This is a genomic window from Mycolicibacterium sp. XJ870 (genome assembly GCF_053483975.1).
Map to the genome: position 1 here is coordinate 197414 of NZ_JBEFTI010000003.1, position 18333 is coordinate 215746.

Below are 18333 nucleotides of genomic sequence, written 5' to 3' on the forward strand. Positions count from 1 at the left end.
GAAGTTCCGATGGTGTCACTCCTAATGATTCGGACATCGGGTCATCTCCTCAACGTGGGAAACGCGTCGCCATTCTGGCCACGGTTGTCGTGGTTGCTCCGAGGCTCCGCGCGGTGTTGGGGCCAGGACGGTGCCAGATTCCGCAGATCGGGTGCACCATCTACGATTTCGGCCAACGATGGAAAGCGACGTCTCCGCTCACCGATCGGGGCCATCATGTCTGCCACACGTTGGGCTACGTCCCGGAACGCGGCTTGCGCGGCCTCGGTGATGTGATCGGCAAGTTGGTCAAATTCGTACTCGTCGAGGTAAGTCTCGTCGATTACAGTTTTGAGCAACTGGCCGTGGGCATTGACGGTCACCTCGACCAAGCCGTCCGCCGCGGTCCTCGCGACCGTGAGTTTCGCCTGCTTGGTGCGTACCGCAGCAATATCGGCCATCTGCTTTTGCACGAGGCCCAACACCTCAGTCAACTGATCGCGCATCGCTTCATTACTCAACCCGACTCACCTGTCCTCTCGAAGTTTTTGATGTCCCGCAGCACCGCGACGTCCTCGGCGATCAGTTCGTCGATGCGCTCTGCAAGCGATGGCCTCGTCATCGGTTTTGCCCGATCGAAATCAACCTCGAAGCGGTACTCGCCGTCGTCTTTGATCCGTACCCACACGGCGGCGTTCTTCCCGCGATCCAATCCCCAGCGGCGGGTGGGACGCCAATGGGTTTGCACACTGCCGAAAGCCGTCACCTCAGCGCGGCGAACCACTCTGGCTGTCGATTGGTCGGCCACCTGCCGAAGATTGAAATGTTCTGGCTGAGTGTCGGTTCGGGAGGACGACTTGTACTCCGGAATGACAATCTCATGGTGCCGACCCGGTTTGACGAGCTCTACCGAATCGGCGATGGCGTGACCAAGATCGTAGGGCGACACTTCGTACACGTCGATGATGTCCTCGTCGGACCGTTGCTTAGCCAGGTAGCCCAGGCCACCCACCCGGTTGCCGACTACCCGGAGACTGGGAATGCTGGAGGGAATGAATTGGACGTGGCATTCGACGCGAATATCCGCGTAAGCGTATGACGCTGCCCAGCGTCGAAATTTCTGTAAGTCGCCATGGTTGAAACGGTCCGGCACAGAGTTGGAGTAGCGAGTGTATTCCTCATGAAATGAGAACCTCGTCGGCCGTGTCAGCATGAACGGATAGGGCAGGAAATCTCGGCCGTAGAACCTGCAGATGATGTCGAGGTCGATCAACTCGATGCTCCCGATGTGGCGCGGAGCAGGTCGACGGACAGTCGAGCGTTGCCGGTACTTGGTGGGCATCAGGTTGCCTCGCGCAGCGAATGGATCTGCCCGATGGTCGACACCGTCGGAGTCCGCACAATGTGCAGCACGACCGCGGTCGCGCTGAGTTGATATTCCGAAGCAACAAGCAAGACAATCGAATCGGCAGCCAAGTTCCCCGCCCGGGCAAGGCTCATTAGCCCCGCCGCTTGCGTGCTGACCCCGAGATACCCGTGTTCAAGCCCGTTCTCGTACAGCAATTCTGACCAAGGCACGTCGATCGCCCGTGCAAGCGAGCGGTACGGTTCTCCGCTACCAGTGCCGTGCGGTACGAAATGCGTCACGTACTGCGGACTGATCTGTGCGTTCTTGAGCGCCGCGGTAACCGCGCCGATCAGCATGTCGAAAGAATCACGCGCTGCATCGTGCGTTCTGGAACTGGCAACCCTGGCGACGGTGTCTCGGAAGTCGCTCATCGTCGCGTGCTCCCAGAACTCGTTTCGAGTTCTCCATGGCTGCGACTGCTCGGGGCGACTTGCGGTGCCAGTACCCAAGATCTTGGCGAACCCTCCGCTTGCCGAGAGGACCGAGGCATGGGCGGCATCGGAGAACGGTTCGCCGCCAATGGATCGAGCGGTGGCAAACCGGTCTCCCCACGACCAGTTGTCGGCGCCGGTGCAGACCACCGCGCCGCCCGAGCGCACAAGTCCTTCGGCGACCAACCACGCCGTCAATCCGCCGGCACAGAGCTGCCGAATCTCAAAAGCGTTGCCATTACTTCCGATAATTCCGTGTTGGATGTGGTGATGTATCGGCCACCCCACGCTGCCCTGATATCCCGACCCGCCATGAACCACCCATGCCACGTCTGAAGGGGGCAATGCGGCTGCCTCCAGCGCGGCTCGGCCGGCCCGGACTGCCATGTCGGCGGGCGGATCTGGGCACTCGCACACCGCCCGCCACTGCGATGCCGACCCCACCTCATCGGGGCTAGCTGGCCTCGCGGTCGGCAACACCAAACTCAGCGATCGGATGAATGTCATTGGCTGACCACCTGGATGGGCCGCTCGACACTCTCCGGGCCCGGGTACGGGCTCGGACGCGGTATTTCACCCATTGGCTCAGGCCACTCGGGATCACTACGTTCAGGATCGGTGGCTTCGGGGGCTTCGTCCGCCCCGATCACTGGCACGATTGCATCGGATTCACCGACGACGTCCTGCCCATTCTTCATGCGTTTCAAAGCCTTGTTGACCTGATGGCCCTTGGTGTTGTTGTCGCCGCCAGGATTGGCGGCCGCCGGTGCTCCCGCGGCAGGTGCACCCATGGCGCCCAATCCAGCACCGACCGCAGGCGTGGCCATCCGTGCCACCGCAGGGGTCGGTGTACCACTGATCGCTCTGGCGTTCGGCAATCCGCGCGGCAGACTGCTTCCGGCGCCGCCACCCGCCTTGAGACCTGCGCCACCTGCAGTCGGTCCCGCACTGCTCAGACCCGTAGGCCCGAGACCAAGCACGCCCTCCGGCGGCCCCTCGCCGGCAGCATCGAGATTCTGCAGCGCCTCCTTGGCAGCGTCCGCCGCTTGCTTCGCTGCGTCGCCCATTTGTCCGAGCGCATTCGTCGCGGCATCAGTGATGCCATCGAGGTTGGGCGATGTGGTCGGGCTGACTGGTTCGGTCGGGATGGTGGGTTCGGGCATCTCCGGCAGACCCAGATCCGGCGTTTGCGGTCCACTACCCGGAACACCACCACCGGGCGTTCCCGCGCCTTGCGGTCCGCCGGGGTTGTTCCCCAAGTCGGGCGGACCGCCTCCTGTGAACGATGGATTGTTGTTGGCGATGTTCTCGATGTTCGGTCGATACGTTTCCTGCATCAACTTCCGCGCGAAGGTGTCGTATGCATTCTTGATTTCATCGCCACTCTGGGGGTACGCGTCCCAATCCGATTGATACTGCTGTCTGTTGGGCACGATGTTGTCGTATACGAAGTCCATGGTGCGCGTGAAACCATCGATCAGAACCTCCATCGCGCCTGCGCCAAGACTCACCTGAACCGGTTCGCGAAACGAGTCCCTGACGTTCTGGAATGCCGCTCCTTTGGTTTCGCCATTCCAGTGCTGTGGATCCTTCACCAGGCTGTCGAGCGCACCCGCGAAATCCGCTGCCGCTCTCGATATTGCGTCTCTCACATTGCCCCATCCCGCCGCCAAACCCGCGCCGGTGTCTCCGATGCGTGGTCCGACGACGTGATCAGAAACCTCCTCGAACGTGACGTGGCTGAAGTTCTCTGGAACTACTGGAAAGGCCGCCTTCTCGTAACGCTGCCGGTTCAGATCGTCGAGTCCAGTTTCCGGCGCATGCAGATCGTCGTCGTCGACCTTGGAAGGATCATTCCCCCAGTCGCCTACCCAGTGGGCCCAAGATCCGACGATCGGGATGACGATGAGATAGGGGCTATCCGCCAGGAAGTTGCTTGTGCCTTCGATCGCGTCCTCGCACATGTCGCTTTTCCGTCCTGCACCTCAGGTTTCGGCCAGTATTCGCCTGATGGCGGTGTCAACAGTGGCCTTGAACTCGTCGAGGTACGAGATATAGGCGTCGAGTGTTGTGATCACGTTCTCGCGAGCGAACTGCGACAACTGCTTATTGGTTTCGACCGCCGAAGTGTAGGTAAGGACTTCGGGCAATGAAGCGAACCCCTTTATCGCCGTCCGCTGTTGGTCGAAAGCGGCGCGATACTTGTCGAATGCCGCCGTGAAGTAGACGAGCGCCTCTGTGGTCACCGCCAAGTCAGGATCACCGATGCCCGGCCACAGTGATGTCGAATGACGCAGCTCGGGACCCTGTCCATCCAGCCCGTAGATGTCCCCGATGATGCCGTCCAGAGTGTTTGACACGACCCCTCCCCTTCGACTCAGGCCACAAGCTCGCACTCGCCGTTCACAGTACTTCCGCATCCGGTAAATTGCCCCCTGGCGGTAACTTTACACTGGCATTGGCCACCGATGCATGTCAACCTCCGGCAAGCAGGTCGGCATTGGGTGTGTGCTCCCACGGGTCTGCACTGGGCATTGCCCTAGCGGTTTGGCCCCACGTCAGAAGTCACCAGAAATTGGTCGTTACGCGGCAAGCTAAATCGCGCTCGGGCGCGCCTAGGATCATTCGGGCACCCACCTGAAAGGCACTGATCTCGGCATGCCCGAATTCATTGACACCACACGGAACTTCGACAACGGGCACAACGAGGCAGCTGCCCTGGGCAACATCACGAAGCCCTTGCTTCCTGCCGCCACGTTCTTCGCTGCAGACACCACCGACGATGTCATTCGGGCGTATACGGCGACCCATCGCGGACCACATGCCGACGCACCCGGGGCCGATTCTGTGGCCGCCGGACCGATTGCCCGGTCGGCCGCGGAGGATGCGATGTCGCCGTCGGTGGTGGCCGCGCACTACCAGGTGGGTCGGGTCAGGCCTCCGGGCGAGACTCGGGTGGCGGTGTATGCGCCAGACGACTCGGCTGGTTTCGGCCCAGCGCTGCAGATTGTCACCGACCGCGCGCCGATGCTGATGGGCTCGGTCGCGGTGCTTTTGCATCGGCTCGGAATCAGCTACCGGGCGATCATGAATCCGGTGTTCCGGATCCGCCGAGGATCGACCGGTGAACTGTTGGAGATCGGACAGGCCACCGACACAGTGGCTTTCGACGGTATCGATGAGACCTGGATGCACGTGCAGCTGTCGAGTTCAGCGAATCGTCAGGCCTTGGCTGAGGCTGAACGGTTGTTGCCTGGCGTTGTCGCTGATGCCCGCCAGGTCGCCGTCGACACGGGGGCCTTGGTGTTGACGATGCGCAGACTGGCTGACGGAATCGACGGGGATACACGGGACCGGTTCGCGGGACCGGACCGGGCCGAAGTCGCGGCGTTGTTGCGATGGCTGGCCGATGGCAATTTCGTGCTGCTGGGCTATCAGTGCTGCACGGTCGGCAATGGTAAGGCGCTGGCTTATCGGTCGAGCCGGCTCGGAGTGCTGCGGTTGCGCAGTGACGCCTTGCCGCAACTCACCGAGGTCGACGACTTGCTGGCATTGGCGCAGGCCACCATTCCGAGTTACCTGCGCTATGGCGCTTACCCGTACATGGTGGTTGTGCGCGAACAGCGCAATGCCTCGGCGGTCGAGCATCGTTTCGTCGGGTTGTTCACCGTCGCTGCGATGGGCGCCAATGTGCTCGACATCCCGCTGATTTCCCGTCGAGTCAACGATGCGCTTGCGGTCGCCGCGCGTGACCCCGGCCATCCGGATCAGCTCCTGCTCGACATCATTCAGACCATTCCGCGTTCAGAACTGTTCGCGCTCGACGCCGACGAGTTGCTGGACATGGCAACAGCTGTCATCGATCTCGGGGCCCGCCGCCGGACGCTGCTGTTTCTGCGCGCCGATCCGCTCGCGCATTTCGTGTCCTGCCTCGTGTATCTGCCACGTGACCGCTACACCACCGCGGTACGGCTGACGATGCAGGACATCCTGCTCCGCGAACTGGATGGAAGCAGTATCGAATACACCGCGCGGGTAACTGAAGCTCCCTGGGCTGTAGCGTATTTCACTGTTCGTCTGCCAGAGGACAGCTGGCTGGGCGACAGCGACCTGTCTTCGGCGAACCACGCCCGCATTCAGGGCTTGCTAACCGAAGCGGCCCGTACCTGGGGGGACCGGCTGCTCGGGACGCGACGAACAGGCAGCCTCGACCAGGACACCGTGCAACATTATGCGGAGGCATTCTCCGAGGTATACAAGCAGGCGATCGCACCGGTCGATGCGATCGACGACATCGCGATCATCGAAGAGCTGACCGAGGATTCGGTCAAGCTGGTACTCGCCGAGAGTGGTGAGGAAGGGGTCGCCCACTTGACGTGGTATCTCGGTGGCCACTCGGCTTCGCTGAGCCGGCTACTGCCGATGCTGCAGTCGATGGGTGTGCTTGTGCTCGAGGAGCGGCCCTACACGGTGACCCGGCCCGATGGTTTGCAGGCGTGGATTTATCAGTTCAAGATTTCGCCGCACCACACTGTGCCTGCCGTCCCGCGCCCGGATCGCGACGCCTATGCGCAGCGGTTCGCCGACGCGGTGGAGGCGATCTGGCATGGCCGGGCGGAGATCGACAGGTTCAACGAGTTGGTGCTGCGTGCCGGTCTCACCTGGCAGCAGGCCACGCTGATCCGGGCCTACGCCAAATATTTGCGACAGGCCGGTTTTCCGTACAGCCAGGCGCATATCGAAGCAGTCGTCAACGACAACGCGAAAACCGCGCGGTCGCTCGTCGAGCTGTTCGAGGCCATCTTCGATCCCGCTGCCGACAAAGCCGGTCCGCCGCAACGGCGCAGTGCGCAGCTTGCCGCAGCCGCGGTCGCCGCCGATATCGATGCCCTGGTCAGTCTCGACACCGACCGCGTGCTTCGGGCATTTGCGTCGATGATTCAGGCCACGCTGCGCACCAACTATTTCGTTAGCAGGCAGGATTCCGCTCGGCACCAGAACGTCCTGGCGATCAAGCTGAATCCGGGGTTGATCGACGAACTGCCGCTGCCGAGACCGAGATTCGAGATTTTCGTGTACTCGCCAAGAGTTGAGGGGGTACATCTGCGATTCGGTTTCGTGGCCCGCGGCGGGCTGCGCTGGTCGGACCGCCGGGAGGATTTCCGGACCGAGATCCTCGGACTGGTCAAGGCGCAGGCGGTCAAGAACGCGGTGATCGTGCCAGTCGGCGCCAAGGGCGGATTCGTCGTCAAACAGCCGCCCGAGACGTCCGGCGACCGGGCCGCCGACCGTGACACCCTGCGCGCCGAGGGGGTGGCCTGCTACCGGTTGTTCATCGCCGGCCTGCTCGACGTGACCGACAACGTCGACAAGGCTACGGGCGCTGTCGTCCCACCACCCGGTGTGGTGCGCCGCGACGGCGACGATGCGTACCTCGTCGTCGCCGCGGACAAGGGCACCGCAACCTTCTCCGACATCGCCAACGACGTCGCGAAGTCGTACGGATTCTGGTTGGGTGACGCCTTCGCGTCGGGTGGTTCTGTGGGCTACGACCACAAAGCCATGGGCATCACCGCAAAAGGGGCGTGGGAGTCGGTCCGACGGCATTTCCGCGAGATGGGCGTCGACACTCAGGCTGAGGACTTCACCGTCGTCGGCGTGGGCGACATGAGCGGCGATGTGTTCGGCAACGGCATGCTGCTGTCCAAACACATCCGACTGCTCGCGGCATTCGATCACCGGCACGTGTTCCTCGACCCCGACCCCGACCCGGCGCGGTCCTGGCAAGAACGCAGTCGACTGTTCGCGTTGCCCCGGTCCAGCTGGGAGGACTACGACAAGTCCTTGATCAGCGTCGGCGGTGGCGTATACAGCCGCCAGCAGAAGGCCATCCCCATCAGCCCGCAGGTGCGCGCCGCGCTGGGCATCGAAGGCTGCGTCGACGAGATGACGCCGCCTGCACTGATGAAGGCCATCCTCAAGGCGCCGGCCGACCTGCTGTGGAACGGCGGTATCGGTACCTACGTCAAGGCCGAGACGGAGTCGGACGCCGACGTCGGTGACCGCGCCAATGACCTGGTGCGGGTGAACGGAAACCAGTTGCGCACCAAGGTGATCGGCGAAGGCGGCAACCTCGGGGTGACGCCGAGGGGCCGTATCGAGTTCGATTTGGCGGGCGGCCGGGTCAACACCGACGCGCTCGACAACTCGGCCGGCGTCGACTGCTCCGATCACGAGGTCAACATCAAGATCCTGATCGACTCGCTGGTCACCGCAGGCAAGGTCGACGTCGACGATCGCACCGAACTACTGGTGTCGATGACCGATGAAGTGGGCCGGATGGTGTTGTCGGACAACGCCGACCAGAACGACCTGATGGGCACGAGCAGGGCCAACGCGCCCGGCATGCTGAATGTCCACGCCCGCCAGATCAAGCAGCTGGTCGCCGACCGTGGCCTGAACCGCGAGCTCGAGGCACTGCCGGCGGACAAGGAGATCGCCCGGCGCGCCGAAGCCGGACTCGGCCTGAGCTCACCGGAACTCGCGACCCTGATGGCCCACGTCAAGTTGGCACTCAAGGATGACGTGCTGGCCAGCGACCTACCCGATCAGGAGGTGTTCGCCGCCCGGTCGCCCCGGTACTTCCCGACGGTGCTGCGCGAGCGGTTCGATAGGGACATCCGATCGCATCGGCTACGCCGGGAGATCGTCACCACCATGGTGGTCAACGATCTGGTGGACACGAGCGGCATCAGCTACGCGTACCGGATCACCGAGGACGCCGGAGTCGGTTCGGTCGACGCCGTCCGTAGCTATGCGGCAACCGCCGCCATCTTCCGGGTCGGCGACGTATGGCGGCAGATACGGGCCGCCGGTGACGGCGGGGTCGCGGTAGAGGTGACCGACCGAATGACCCTGGATCTGCGCCGACTGATCGACCGTGCCGGGCGCTGGCTGTTGAACTACCGCCCCCAGCCGCTGGCCGTCGGCGCGGAGACCAACCGATTCGCCTGGAACGTCGCGGAATTGACCCCGCGGATGCAGGAGTGGCTGCGCGGGGACGACAAGGTGATCGTGGCCGACAAGACCGCCGAGTTCACTTCCCAGGGAGTCTCGGACGAGTTGGCCTACTTGATCGCGACCACGCTGTATCAGTTCAGCCTGCTCGACATCATCGAGATCGCCGACATCGCCGACCGCGAACCCACCGAGGTCGCCGACACGTACTTCGCGTTGATGGACGCCCTCGGCACCGACGGCCTACTGACTGCGGTCTCCCAGATGCCTCGCGATGATCGATGGCATGCACTGGCGCGCTTGGCGATTCGCGACGATATCTACGGATCGCTACGTTCGCTCTGCTTGGATGTGCTCGCGGTTGGTGAGCCGAACGAAACCGGCGAGGAGAAGATCGCGGAGTGGGAGCTGACCAACAGCTCCCGAGTCGCGCGGGCACGCCGCACCTTGACCGAGATCTACCAGACTCACGCCCACGACCTGGCGACGCTGTCAGTGGCGGCCCGCCAGATCCGCAGCATGACGCGCAGCAGAACAGGCATGGGTTAGACCGGTTGATGGGACTCGACAGGGCGGCCGTGCTATTTCGTGGCCGGGAACTTGTCCGCCCAACCTGCATACTGCCGCCAGGCGTCGATTTCGTCCTCGGCGAGCAGTGGCGCTGACAGTGCCGGGATGTCGAACGCCGCGGTCAGCAGGGGCAGATCATTGGCCAGGGCCTTGCGCCGCCGGGTGAGTTCTTGGTCAACCAGTGTGGCCCGTGGACTGCTCATCAATCCGTGCTGCGTGTACCACAGACTTTGCGCTGCAATGCGTTCCAGCGCCCACACCGCGGCCAGGTCCAGGACAAGCTCGCGGGCGGGCTCATCTGCCACCCGATGCGCGGCGGCGAGCATGGAATCTGCGGCAAGGCGTTCGGCGGTCGCTGCCGCCAGGTCGAACGCCGCCGAATCTTGCCCGAAGGCGTGCGCGGCGCGGCCTTCCCGCGCATCTACACCCATGATGTCCGCGCGCTGGGCCAACATTTCGTGCCACCACTGGCGCTCAGCAGGGACACCGGGAATCCGCAGTTGCGTGATGTCCAGCTCAACCGGTGCCCTGCCCTGAGCCACCCGGCGTGGGAAACCCCCAGCGGTGACCCACATGATCTGGTTCTCGCCCTCGGCAGTGATAGTGCCCTCGCAGTTGCTGATCCAGTCCGCGAGGTAGTTGTTTCGCAGCGCTCCCCGAGCCGCCGACCGTTGCCGGCACATCTGCAGCACATCGAAGGCGTTGTAGGACAGTAGAGGTTTGGCCAGCATGGCCCATGCCCCGCTGGGCTGGTCAGGTTCAGTGTCGGCGATCGTCGCTTCAACGACCGCAGCCCCGAACACCGTTGTCGCATACACCGTCGCGGCCGCCGATACGAAGTCCCGCTGCACGAGATCGCGGTCTGCCATGCGGATGCCGCCGATCGGTCGCCGCCGTTGCGCCCAGTGCACGAGCATCGCCAACGCCGCGCGTGCGGTGGCCACCGCCGCATTCGGCAGGTCCACCCGGCCGCTCGACAGCACCGAGATCGTGCGATGGAAGCGCTGTCGCAGGCTCAGCTCGCACAACGCGTTGCCTGCTTCGTCGATCCGCGCCCAGTCCCCACCCAGCAGGGCGTCGACCGGCAGCTCCAGATCGAGTGCGATCAATCCGTGATCCATCTCTGCGCCGGCCTTGTCAGGCAGAGCGACCACATCGACACCGTCGGCCATGCCTTCACTTGTCGCAAGTTCCAGGACGAAGGCGAACACACCCTCGTCACGTCCGTCGATGAGCAGGCGCGCGGTGACGACCACGATGCGTGGTACACCGTCGCTGAAATTCGCAACGTTGGGCATGAACTTCGCCGCAGCCAGGTCCGGTGTGTGTAGTCGGATGCTGCGGCTGTGGCGGTTGACGATTGCCTGCGTCCGCACATCGGTCCCGTTGGTGCCGCCGAGTTCAGTGTGCGCGAAGACGCCCAATGCTGTGCCGGTTTCGAGTTTGCCAAGCAGATGTCGTTGATATGGCGTGCCGTTGCCCAACCGCAGCACAGCGGAGGTGGCCAGGGAGAAGTGACCACTGAACACCCTTAAGAATCGCGGGGCCGCAACCGCGGCTGCTGAGCACACCTCGCCGCGCAGCCATGCATCGGATACCAATGCCGACGACGACCCGCCCAAGCCGGCTATCGCAGGGCGCAGCAGCCGCGGGCCCCTGGCGGCATTCTCGGCGTAAGTGAGACCGGATTCAAAATCGTCGTTGAGGGTGAGTACCGAATCACATACTCGCCTGTACATAGCGTGGCGATCGCTGAAGAGCACGCGGCGCAGCGCGACTAGGGTGGGGTCGGCATGGTCGTGCATCACGGCCGTGCCAGCCGCCCCGGGCGCCTCGGGGTCGAGAATCGTCATAGCGAGCCCTTTCTTCCTTCATCGTTGCGCCGAACGTGCCTGTGACGCTGTGTGAGTGCGCTTCTACGATGTGGACGCGAACTGTTCGTATCGACGCTGCCCGCTGTTGGCCGAGGCGACCCCCGATAGTGGTAGGCGGGCTTCGATGAAAGCCCGATGGCAGCCACGTCCCGCGTGAGCCTATGGCGTTGGCGTTCACTGCGCGTCATTCCGTGGGCTGGTTGGCTTGTCATCCTGCGGGAGTAGAGGCGTCCTCCTTTGGCAGGATGAGCAGATGCTCTGTTAGCAAGCACGAACCACCTTGGTGCACTTCGAGGTTCGGTGCACAGCGTTAGTGATGATGGGTTTAGATCTCGGCGGTCCGAGTCACGCCAACGGCCCGAGTTGTGGGTACAGTGATATGCACCGTCATCGGATCCCATGGGCTGCAGTAACTCATCGCGCGTTGGGGTTTCGACGAAAATCGTGGGAGGAATCCGAGTGGGGACGTCGTCTGTCAGTGTCGTGATCGTCGGGGCCGGGTTCGGCGGTTTGGGGATGGCCGCTGCCCTCAAGCGGGCCGGTATCGACTCCTTTGTGGTTCTGGAGAAAGAACACGAGGTGGGCGGAATATGGCGGGACAACACGTATCCCGGGTGCGGCTGCGACGTACCGTCACATCTGTATTCGTTCTCCTTCGAGAAGTATCGGAGCGCAACCTCGCGGTATCCGGCCCAGCCGGAGATCCTGCGTTATCTGGTTGGTGTGTCGGAGAAGTTCGACCTGCGCCGCCACTTACGGACCGCGACCATGGTCATCGCTGCGGATTACGATGAGGCGAAATGCAAGTGGACTGTGACCACTGATACCGGTGAGACGATTGTCGCCGACGCGGTGATCTCGGCGGTCGGCCAATTGCATCGTCCGAAACTGCCCGAGATACCGGGGCGGCAGGAGTTTTCCGGCGCAGCCTTCCACTCCGCGCGATGGGATCATGATCAAGAATTCAGCGGGCGCACCGTCGCGTTGATCGGCACCGGTTCGAGCGCCGCGCAGTTGCTGCCTCATGTGGCGGAGCAGGCGCGCCAAGTGCATGTGTTTCAACGGACTCCGAATTGGGTGCTACCGAAACCCTCGGCCGACTTCGGCACGCCCACCAAGACGGTGTTCAAGTGGTTTCCGCGCGCCCAAACCGCCTACCGGTCACTTGTCTATCTTGCTGCCGATCTGGCACTTTCACCGGTTATAACTCGGGGCTGGTCGGCCAGGCCCGCGCGGTGGATTGCCAGCTGGAACTTGCGCAGGCAGGTTGCCGATCCGGTCTTGCGGGCGAAACTCATCCCGAGTTACCCGATCGGCTGCAAGCGAATCGTCATCGACAGCTCGTTCTACCCCGCCTTGTCCCGGGAAAACGTCGAATTGGTGACCGAACCGATTGCCGAAATCACCGGCGACGGCGTCCGAACCGGGGACGGTGCGCATCGCCCCGTGGATGCAATCGTCTACGCAACCGGATTTCGGACCACCGAGTTCCTCGTTCCCATGCATGTCCGGGGCAAAGGCGGCGTCCGGTTGGCCGACGTGTGGAAGGACGGTGCCGAAGCCTACCTCGGGATCGCGGTCGAGGGATTTCCGAACTTCTTTCTCGTACATGGACCCAATACAATCCTCGGCCACAACTCCAACGTCTTCATGATCGAGTGTCAGGTGCGTTTCATCATGAAGTGCCTCGAAATGCTTCCGGGGGCAGTCGAACTACGCGCCGACGCGATGAGCGACTACCGCAGGTGGCTCGACACCGCGGTAGCCAACACCGTGTGGCCGGCGGGCTGCAACAGCTGGTATAAGACCGAGTCCGGGCGTGTGACCAATCCGTGGCCGCAGTCGACGATGAGATACCGCAGACTGCTGCAGCAGAACCCGCAGGCGGCTTTCACCGTGGGCTAGATCCGTCGATCGACGATCATTCCTTCACCGAATCGTGAGAATAGCGCTGCCAGAAGGCGATTGCCTGACGTGCTTGGGCAGCGCCTGGGTGGTGCGCGCCGAACAGACGTGTTGACGTTTCCACAAGGGCTTCCCAGACCGCTATGGCTTGCGGCACGTCGTCAGTCCAGTCCCGCCACAACGCGTGGTTGAACTCGGCGGCGAAGGTTGCGGTGTGATCCTCGCCGAGGACGCGATATAGAGACGGCACGAGTGCATTGAGTTCCGCGGCTGCAGTTGATGTGTCACCTGAGAGCCCACACCAGTACGCCATCTCGGTGCGATTGAGTAGAACGTCGGGGTGCTCGGGACCGGTGGCCCGTTCTCGGATGGCGACGATATCAGCCGCGAGCGCCAATGCGCCTGCGAAGTCACGTCCGAGCGCGTGCAACCTGGCGAGCATGTAGCCGACGCCGAGAGTCGTAGGATTGCTTTCGCCAAGGGTGTGTGCGCAGTCGTCATACAGTGCGTTCCAGCGCTGTCTCGCTTCGGCCAGATTGCCGTCTTGGATGTTGCGTGTTTCCAGTGCGATTCGCACCGACAGGATGGCGGGATGCCGTGCGCCCAGCTCGGAGGCCAACGTCGTGATGGCCGCTGCCACGTCGGTGCGCGGTTGGGGCGGGCTCATCGGGGGGTCGTGGTGTTTACCACGAGGCTCGCGGCTGCGAGGGCGGATAGATCCCTGGTGATGTTCTCCAGCGATGCGGCGGCCAGCTCGTTCTCGACGACGGCGACGAAGGCGGACGTGTCGATTCTTTGGCTGCTACGCAGGGAATTCTCGGTCAGGTTCTGTAGCGACGTTGCGCATTCGTGCAGTACCACCAGGCGGTGGAACAACGCCGCGGTCAGCTGGTCGCGTTCGATGCTCATGACGTCAGGTTCCTCGGCATCACCGCCAGTCCCGACGAGGTACGTTTCGAGTTCGTCTAGACGTTTTGCCGCACAGGCGATCTGAAAAAGCTCCTCTTGGCCGTCGAACCTGCCGCGGTGCGCCTGAACCGGGGCAAGATCCCAGGCGGGAGAATGCTCGATCGTGTTGACCAGTCGGGTGCCGGTCAGAGCGTAGGCGCAGCCGGTGGAGACTTTGCCGGGTCCGGCCAGTGGATTCCACGTTAACCGTCGGCGCGCGCCGACGATCGCCGATCGTTCTTCCGCATTGAGTCGCAACGGGTCGCTGCGGACCCAGAGCCAGCCGCCCAGTGTCACCCCGGCCAGCACCGCGCACACCGCCGCCGCGGCGCCGGCGTAGGGAAGGATTCCTAGCTGATCGTCGTCGGACCGCCAGAACACGAGGGCGACCCCGCCCAACATTGCAGCCAACCACGTCCACCCGCGAATCCACCGCGCAGCGTGCAGTGGTGACGGCAGTAACCAATACCGCGGTCCCGGGCTCCAAAGCCATGCTGCTGGCGGCACTTTGCGGCTACGTTCGCCGAGTTTGTCCTGCACCGACAGCGGCAAGTCGGCGTCCCGCAATGCGGCTTCGAAAGTGCCAGAGCGCATCCAACCTGGTGCCTCAGCGACACTGCGCCGGTCCCCCGCCTGCCAGAACGCCAACGTTGTTCGAAGTGACGAACGCGCCACCTGGTGCGAATTCACCGCTCTCCTGCCTCCCTTACGCCTGTGCGGCACGCGGGTGCATTCTTCGAAACCGACCTGGCCAGCGAAACTGCCGTCGCTGTTCATGCTAGGGGGCGTGATGCCCTCCACCCAGATGTGCGTCACGTCGATTTCCCGGGATATCCCTCTCCGCGCGGGAATTGGCGCGACCGCCGTCTTTGTGGCGGGGTTCGCGGCTGCGTTCAGTCGGTCACACCCTCCAACACATCGGCGGCATTGAGTAGCGCCGCGGCGAGCTTTCGGGCGTCCTCACCGGTCGACACTTCGTGTTCGTCGGTGGAGATCCACGGCGCAGTACGGATCACCCGGCCGCCGGCGATACGGTCCTCGGCCGTGATCCAACACAACGCGCTGGCTGGATCTTGCGGTTCGGGAAAGTGACGCGTCCATGTGCAGAGCACACCGACGCTGCGCCCGGACCCGATCACGTCCCAATGGGGCTGGGTTCCGGGCAGGCACCACGCCGGAGGGGGCACTGTCGGTCCGAGGTCAGTCGTCGGGAGGCCGTCGAGTTTGTCTGCTGTCAGCGACATCGTGCTCGTGCTCCTTTAGTTCGGTGACTGTTTCACGGGTGGACAGTTCGGCTTATCGCCGAGGTAACCAATCACGACCGCCGATCGGGCAGGTCGACATGACTGGCCGCTGTGCCGGAGCGGCACCACGGTGTGGCCGGTTCGCGAGCGGCGTCATGCGGACAACACTATGGATCGCCTCGGAGTTACGCGTCGTCCCGTGGACCGAAATGCGTGTACTACCACGGGCGGAGGTCCCTCCTGGAATTCATCCTTGGGCGACGTCAGGGTTAACGTGGCCAACCGGTTTGTGACACGCGTTGATGCCGAACGCGTGGTAGAAGCCGCAACGACCGCCCATGCCGATACGATGTGCTATCGCTCAATCGGATCTTTTTCATTGTGCACCGACTCCCGGCCCCGCCTCAGCCGACCGGGTTCGGTGCGGCATTCCTGATGGTGCGTTAAGGGGTACAGCAGTCTGGGATGCAGGACTGTGCCGTTTCCTGGTCGGCGACGCTCACCGCTGGTTCTCTACAATTGCGCTGGACCGTGTTGGCCCAGATTCCGCTATCCCCAGACGATTCGGAGTCCTATGAGCTCCTCGACAGGTCGCAGTGGCGACGAGCAGGCGATCGGTGTGCTGTTGGTCGACGACCAAGAGTTGGTCCGGCTGGGCCTGCGACGCGTGCTTCGGCGCGAGGAGGGGTTCGTCATTGTCGGCGAGGCCGGTGATGGCGCGGACGTGCCGGCCGCGGTCGCTCGTTGGCGCCCCGATGTGGTCGTCATGGATGTGCGGATGCGCAATGTCAGCGGCATCGAAGCTACCCAGTTGCTCACTGAGTCCGGGGGCCCCCCAGTGTTGGCTCTGACCACCTATGACGATGATGAATTGGTCGCCGGAGTTCTCCGCGCCGGTGCAAGGGGGTTTGTTCTCAAGCACTCTCCAGCCGAAGGCTTGATCCGCGCCGTACGCACCGTTGCGCGTGGCGACTCGTACCTGGACTCCGCGGTCACTGCCAGTGTGCTGGAGACTTTTCGGCGCGCGCCTGCGCCGATCATCGCTGAGGTACAGCCCCGAGAACTCACCGAGCGTGAGCGCGATGTGTTGATCGTGCTCGCTCGCGGCCTGACCAACGGTGAAATCGCTGAGATGCTCGGTATTTCGGATACGACCGTCAAGACCCATGTCCGCCGCATCTTCGCCAAACTGGATCTGCGCGATCGGCCGGCGGCCATCGTGTACGCCTACGAGCACGGCATCGTCACCGCCACCAGCCCCGACGACACGTATCGTCGGGGCGGGTCCTCGGCCTCGATGTGAGCTGGAGATGCCTATGAGTCAGCCTGAGATCCGCCGCTTAGCCGACGCAAGTGTGCGGCCATACCATGTCGCAATTCGAGCGATCGCGGACTTTTTCCGCCGACGTTTCGACGGCGAGGTCAGTCCGCTCGGATATCCGTGGGGCGTAGGGATCGCCTGGCACGCGGGACTGTGGATCGTCGCGGCGGTAGCCATCATCCAGCGCGGCGCGGATCCGTTGGGTTGGACGATCGTTGCCGGGCTGTTGGTGGTCGCGCCCACTCTGGTATTCCTCGCGAGAGGCACGGTGCTGATGGGTTTTCCGCTCGCGGCCACAACACTCTCGGCGACTGCGGTGTTTATCTGGACGCACCCTGTCGAGTTCGATATCGCGCCGCTGATTCCAGGATTCGCATTAGGGGCGATAGCGGTTCAATTGTCCTCTTTAGCGACCGTCGGCATTGCGGTGGCTTATTCGGCCGTGTTGGTCGGCGCGCAGCTCACTGATCGCATCGACGGTGTGGTGATCTTCCTGGTATTGATGGTCGTTTCCCTGCTGATTCATCACATGCTCAAGACTCAGCAGCGGCTGATTGCGGTCGAACAGCAAGCCAAAGACAGCGTGCGTGAGCACGCCACAAGCGAGGAGCGCCGCCGGATCGCGCGTGAGGTCCACGACGTCGTAGCTCATTCGATGAGCATCACGCTGTTACACCTGACCGCGGCCCGCCATGGGCTGCAGCAGCAAGCAGACGTGTCGGAGGTAATCAGCGCCCTGGTTGACGCTGAGCGGATCGGCCGAACGGCGATGACCGACATCCGTCGCACTATTGGCTTACTTGAGACCGGCCCGGCCAGCGCCACCTCCCAGCCGAGTATCGACGACATCATCGGTCTCATTCACGATTTCGAAGTGGCCGGCCTGGTGCTGGATTACCAGATCAACGGGACTACCGACCATGTCTCACCCAGCACCGGGTTGGCGGTGTACCGGATCTGCCAAGAGGCCCTGGCCAATGTCGTCAAACACGCACCGCAAGCAAAAGCCGATATGCTTCTGGACATCTCGCCGAGTTCGATCGTGGTGTCTATCAGCAACGATTCTCCGCGTTCACTGACGGGCAAAGTTCGCGGCGCCGATGACGGCAGGGGAATTTCGGGCATGAAGCAGCGGGCCGAACTCCTCGGTGGGTCGGTCATCGCTGGACGGCACCGATCTCACTGGACGGTGGAGGCCCGCATTCCGCTCGCGACCTACCAGTCGGAGGTGCGCGACCAGACTGCGGGATCGGAATAGCCGCCGGAAAACCGGCGGACTGGTCAGTCCGAGGTGTCCGGCGGTAGGAATTCGCGCGGTGACACCCCGAGCAGCGCGGCCAACTCATAGACGACGTCGAGGCGCGGCGGCGACTCACCGTGGTAATAGCGGTAGATCTGAGTTTGTGACACGGGCAGATCCGGGGCTTGCTCTTTCAGGAGTTTCTGCAACCGCAGCGGGGTCAGTTTTCGGACCCGACCCGATCCGTCGAGGTTGCGGACGTTGAGGTTCTGCGAGAGCTCCTGAAGGCGCTGCGCGAAATACAGCGTGGCCGGATGCGGAGGCTCGAACGGCGCCTCGACGCTGGGCTCGATGCGCACCAGCTCATGTGGACCCGTCACTCGTAACCTTCCCTGG

Annotated in this window: 14 protein-coding genes; 4 read left to right on the forward strand and 10 right to left on the reverse strand. The window is 63.2% G+C overall.

Features of this window, described 5'->3' with window-relative positions; genetic code table 11:
• Positions 1–41: 41 nt before the first annotated feature.
• The 5 genes from ABQF30_RS15775 to ABQF30_RS15795 all read right to left on the reverse strand — a co-directional run bounded on the left by ABQF30_RS15775 (position 42) and on the right by ABQF30_RS15795 (position 4178).
• On the reverse strand, positions 42–500 hold the full coding sequence (locus ABQF30_RS15775; RefSeq protein WP_448465321.1) for a YbaB/EbfC family nucleoid-associated protein: 459 nt from the start codon (positions 498–500) through the stop codon (positions 42–44).
• On the reverse strand, positions 497–1321 hold the full coding sequence (locus ABQF30_RS15780) for a hypothetical protein (protein ID WP_448465323.1): 825 nt from the start codon (positions 1319–1321) through the stop codon (positions 497–499). Before ABQF30_RS15780 ends, ABQF30_RS15775 begins: the two co-directional genes overlap by 4 nt.
• Complete coding sequence (locus ABQF30_RS15785) at positions 1321–2148, reverse strand: hypothetical protein (RefSeq protein WP_448465325.1); 828 nt, start codon at positions 2146–2148, stop codon at positions 1321–1323. The genes ABQF30_RS15780 and ABQF30_RS15785 overlap by 1 nt, the downstream gene beginning before the upstream one ends.
• A gap of 173 nt (positions 2149–2321) precedes the next feature.
• The gene (locus ABQF30_RS15790; RefSeq protein ID WP_448465327.1) at positions 2322–3782 is read right to left on the reverse strand and encodes a hypothetical protein; all 1461 of its coding nucleotides are present in this window, start codon (positions 3780–3782) and stop codon (positions 2322–2324) included.
• 21 nt (positions 3783–3803) lie between these two features.
• Positions 3804–4178 (reverse strand): hypothetical protein, encoded by a 375-nt coding sequence (locus tag ABQF30_RS15795; protein WP_448465329.1) that lies wholly within the window; start codon positions 4176–4178, stop codon positions 3804–3806.
• 298 nt (positions 4179–4476) lie between these two features.
• On the opposite strand from ABQF30_RS15795, the gene ABQF30_RS15800 reads away from it, so the two are divergent.
• The gene (locus ABQF30_RS15800) at positions 4477–9384 is read left to right on the forward strand and encodes an NAD-glutamate dehydrogenase (RefSeq protein WP_448465331.1); all 4908 of its coding nucleotides are present in this window, start codon (positions 4477–4479) and stop codon (positions 9382–9384) included.
• 32 nt (positions 9385–9416) lie between these two features.
• Here ABQF30_RS15800 and ABQF30_RS15805 read toward each other — a convergent pair whose 3' ends face one another.
• Positions 9417–11258 (reverse strand): acyl-CoA dehydrogenase family protein, encoded by a 1842-nt coding sequence (locus ABQF30_RS15805; RefSeq protein WP_448465333.1) that lies wholly within the window; start codon positions 11256–11258, stop codon positions 9417–9419.
• A 480-nt stretch (positions 11259–11738) separates the two neighbouring features.
• Between ABQF30_RS15805 and ABQF30_RS15810 the strand changes: the two genes are divergently transcribed.
• Positions 11739–13184, forward strand: coding sequence for a flavin-containing monooxygenase (locus ABQF30_RS15810; RefSeq protein ID WP_448465335.1), 1446 nt, complete (start codon positions 11739–11741; stop codon positions 13182–13184).
• Between the two features lie 16 nt (positions 13185–13200).
• Here ABQF30_RS15810 and ABQF30_RS15815 read toward each other — a convergent pair whose 3' ends face one another.
• From ABQF30_RS15815 to ABQF30_RS15825, 3 genes are all read right to left on the reverse strand, one after another.
• Entirely contained in the window at positions 13201–13851 is a 651-nt protein-coding gene (locus ABQF30_RS15815; RefSeq protein ID WP_448465337.1) for a tetratricopeptide repeat protein, read from the reverse strand.
• Positions 13848–14543: a hypothetical protein gene (locus ABQF30_RS15820; RefSeq protein WP_448465339.1), complete on the reverse strand. Its 696-nt coding sequence runs from the start codon at positions 14541–14543 to the stop codon at positions 13848–13850. Before ABQF30_RS15820 ends, ABQF30_RS15815 begins: the two co-directional genes overlap by 4 nt.
• 482 nt (positions 14544–15025) lie before the next feature.
• Positions 15026–15376, reverse strand: coding sequence for a hypothetical protein (locus ABQF30_RS15825; protein ID WP_448465341.1), 351 nt, complete (start codon positions 15374–15376; stop codon positions 15026–15028).
• A gap of 574 nt (positions 15377–15950) precedes the next feature.
• Here ABQF30_RS15825 and ABQF30_RS15830 point away from each other — a divergent pair.
• Complete coding sequence (locus tag ABQF30_RS15830) at positions 15951–16679, forward strand: response regulator (RefSeq protein ID WP_448465343.1); 729 nt, start codon at positions 15951–15953, stop codon at positions 16677–16679.
• 13 nt (positions 16680–16692) lie between these two features.
• Positions 16693–17955 carry a sensor histidine kinase gene (locus ABQF30_RS15835; protein ID WP_448465345.1) on the forward strand — a complete coding sequence of 421 codons (1263 nt, stop codon included), beginning with the start codon at positions 16693–16695 and terminating at the stop codon, positions 17953–17955.
• A 23-nt stretch (positions 17956–17978) separates the two neighbouring features.
• Here the strand turns inward: ABQF30_RS15835 and ABQF30_RS15840 are convergent, their stop codons facing one another.
• On the reverse strand, positions 17979–18317 hold the full coding sequence (locus ABQF30_RS15840) for a helix-turn-helix domain-containing protein (protein ID WP_448465347.1): 339 nt from the start codon (positions 18315–18317) through the stop codon (positions 17979–17981).
• Positions 18318–18333 lie beyond the last annotated feature (16 nt).

Excerpts from the sequence above, each read along its gene's own strand:
- ABQF30_RS15805 (WP_448465333.1), bottom strand. The coding sequence starts at position 11,258 with ATGACGATTCTCGACCCCGAGGCGCCCGGGGCGGCTGGCACGGCCGTG.
- ABQF30_RS15800 (WP_448465331.1), top strand. The coding sequence starts at position 4,477 with ATGCCCGAATTCATTGACACCACACGGAACTTCGACAACGGGCACAAC.
- ABQF30_RS15835 (WP_448465345.1), top strand. The coding sequence starts at position 16,693 with ATGAGTCAGCCTGAGATCCGCCGCTTAGCCGACGCAAGTGTGCGGCCA.
- ABQF30_RS15825 (WP_448465341.1), bottom strand. The coding sequence starts at position 15,376 with ATGTCGCTGACAGCAGACAAACTCGACGGCCTCCCGACGACTGACCTC.
- ABQF30_RS15790 (WP_448465327.1), bottom strand. The coding sequence starts at position 3,782 with ATGTGCGAGGACGCGATCGAAGGCACAAGCAACTTCCTGGCGGATAGC.
- ABQF30_RS15830 (WP_448465343.1), top strand. The coding sequence starts at position 15,951 with ATGAGCTCCTCGACAGGTCGCAGTGGCGACGAGCAGGCGATCGGTGTG.
- ABQF30_RS15815 (WP_448465337.1), bottom strand. The coding sequence starts at position 13,851 with ATGAGCCCGCCCCAACCGCGCACCGACGTGGCAGCGGCCATCACGACG.
- ABQF30_RS15780 (WP_448465323.1), bottom strand. The coding sequence starts at position 1,321 with ATGCCCACCAAGTACCGGCAACGCTCGACTGTCCGTCGACCTGCTCCG.